A 2293-nucleotide genomic window follows, 5' to 3' on the forward strand; every position below is an offset into this window, starting at 1 on the left:
GAGCTCTTCGTAGGCTGTCCAACAGTCGATGCTGCCGTCGTCGTACAGGCTGCCCATGTACCAGTCGTCGTCATCGACAGGCTTCACGATGCACAGGTCGTGGAACCCGAGAACGATCTCCGGGTGCATTACCTTGTGGGCGTCAGAGGCGACCCACTTCACTGCTCGGTTTGGGTCCAGGACGACAGCTTCTCGGTCCCCGGATACGTCGCGAATCTGCTGAAGGGTCCACCCCGCGGGTAGCTGTGCGTCTGCCACCTAAGGATGATCTCAGCTCGTTGGCGATCAGGGCTGCTCTTTCAACGCCGCATAGGCCCGCTCGACTTCGCCCAGGTACTGGTTCAGGTGGAAGCGAACCTCCTCGATGGGTCTGCCATCGAGGCCCGGATACATCAGGTCGGTCCAGATGACCGTCTCGCCCCGGAGCCGGATCCGGATGGTCAGCCTGTCCGGCCCCGGCTCGGGCTCCTCCTGAGTTGCCACATCCACCGTGCATGGCATATCCGGCGGATAGAGCGGTCCGCCTGGGCGGAGCAGCCGCCTTGGACCGAGGCCGGCCATTCTGCTGTCGCTGCGCGCGACCACGTCGAGGCCATCGACGAAGAGGTACGTGTGAATGGCCGAACACACTGGCTGCCCCGGGCACGTACTGATGAGCAGCGTGCTCACCCCACCGTCGTATTGCCCATGGGGCGAGGTGGCCCTGAGCTTGCGCGGGGATCTACGCGGCATCCGCCTGATGTGACGTCATGGGTCGATTGTAACGGCCACGCCGCACCAGTTTGGAAGACTGAGGCTGCGGACCCTGCCTCACCTGGGCGGGCGCTGACCTGCGGCAAAGTGAACCCGTCACCGCTGCTCCCCGTGGCTCCCCGTTCAGCACCGCCTCACCTGGCACGGCTGTGGCACAAGGTCCTGTGTCGTTTAGCCTCTGGTCTAGAGCGCGGGACCGGCATGAGTTTCGGGGGTGGAGGCGATGGCGGCCAGTGAGTCGGTCAGGTATCCGTCCGACTGCGAAACTTGCGGCGCCGTGGCGGAGTGTGACGCCGGTGAGGGCCTGGTCGACGGTGAAGTGCGCTGGGACATCGCGAAAAGCTGTGCCGCCTGCGGCATGTACGTGATCGCCTGCGGTCGATCGGATGTGCCAGGAGATCTGCGGGAACGGCTGCTATCCGAGCATGGTCCGACGCGACTACGGCTCTGCGACCCGTCGTCCAGTGCCGTCGTACTCATGAGGGTGATACGTGTCGAACTAGGACTCGACTTGATCCAGGCGAAGGCCATGGCGCAGCGAGTACGCGCGGGAACCCAAACGGGGACGCTGACCGAAATGACCGTCCTCGCCCACCGGCTGCGCCAAGCAGGTGTCCAGGCGACGACTGAACGCCCGTAGCTGATGGCACAAAGCCGTACACGCTGCGCCGGCGTGCGAAGCAACCACTGACCCAGGCGCGGTGGGTGGAGCACGCTCCGGGCAATGCCATCAGTTCTTCTGGAAGTGGTGCGGCAAGCTCCCACCTGGGCGGGTTTGTCGCGCCCGGCTTATGACCTGCGCCGATGCCGTGAACGGTTGTCATCGTCTGTCAACGTTGGCTCACCTCGGACGGCCCGGAGACGGCCCACGTTCAATCGGACTCGTGCATCTCTTGACCGTCGTCATCCTCGGCCGAAGCCGCGATGAGGCGCCGACGAGCTTGCTCAAGGCGACCAACGTAGTCCGGCATGAAGATCTCTGGCAGCGTGGTTTCCAAGGTGCCTGAGATCGCGTACACAGCAGACCAGACCGCCTTGTCGGGCACGATCGGGCTCAGCTGGTCGGACTTCATCATCACTTCGTACAGCCAGTCCGACAGCACGAACGCTTGATCGCGGGTGAGCTTTATGATGACCGGTTCCTCGTCCACCCGGGCACCGTACCTCGCGGTCGGTGTGGAGAGGCTTTGGGCTGGAGCTGCCATGGGGCGAGAGATCGGGGCCCGTAAGCTGCTGGCGACTCGGGCGGTCTGTGGACCTGCCCGCTAAGGCCCGATGTGGGCCCCGATCTTCGAGGCTCGCCCCATGGTGGCTGCGTAAAGCCTCGGAGCGCCGGCCGCCCCAGCCACCGCGGTTCTGACCTCATGCCCCTTGGCCTACCTATGTGGGCGCGCGGCAGCGGACGGCGCGCCGAGCGGGACGGAGGCAGGAGCGTGGGCGCGGCCGGACGTCGGCCGCGCGCCCGGCGGAGCGTGAGCGACGCCGGGTGTCTTGATGAGGTAGAGAAATCTGTAACAAGATCGGGTTCAGTCGTCTTCTT

3 protein-coding genes are annotated in these 2293 nt (G+C 64.9%); all 3 read right to left on the reverse strand.

Annotated elements, in window-relative coordinates; all coding sequences use genetic code 11:
* Nucleotides 1–258 (reverse strand): hypothetical protein (locus ACRWND_RS30595; RefSeq protein ID WP_431955196.1); only part of this gene is annotated, 258 nt, incomplete at its 3' end.
* Nucleotides 259–285: 27 nt separating this feature from the next.
* The gene (locus ACRWND_RS30600) at nt 286–669 is read right to left on the reverse strand and encodes a hypothetical protein (RefSeq protein WP_431955198.1); all 384 of its coding nucleotides are present in this window, start codon (nt 667–669) and stop codon (nt 286–288) included.
* Nucleotides 670–1625: 956 nt separating this feature from the next.
* Nucleotides 1626–1904, reverse strand: coding sequence for a hypothetical protein (locus tag ACRWND_RS30605; RefSeq protein ID WP_431955200.1), 279 nt, complete (start codon nt 1902–1904; stop codon nt 1626–1628).
* Nucleotides 1905–2293: the final 389 nt, after the last annotated feature.

The organism is Actinacidiphila sp. bgisy167, assembly GCF_965342175.1.
Lineage (GTDB): Bacteria > Actinomycetota > Actinomycetes > Streptomycetales > Streptomycetaceae > Actinacidiphila.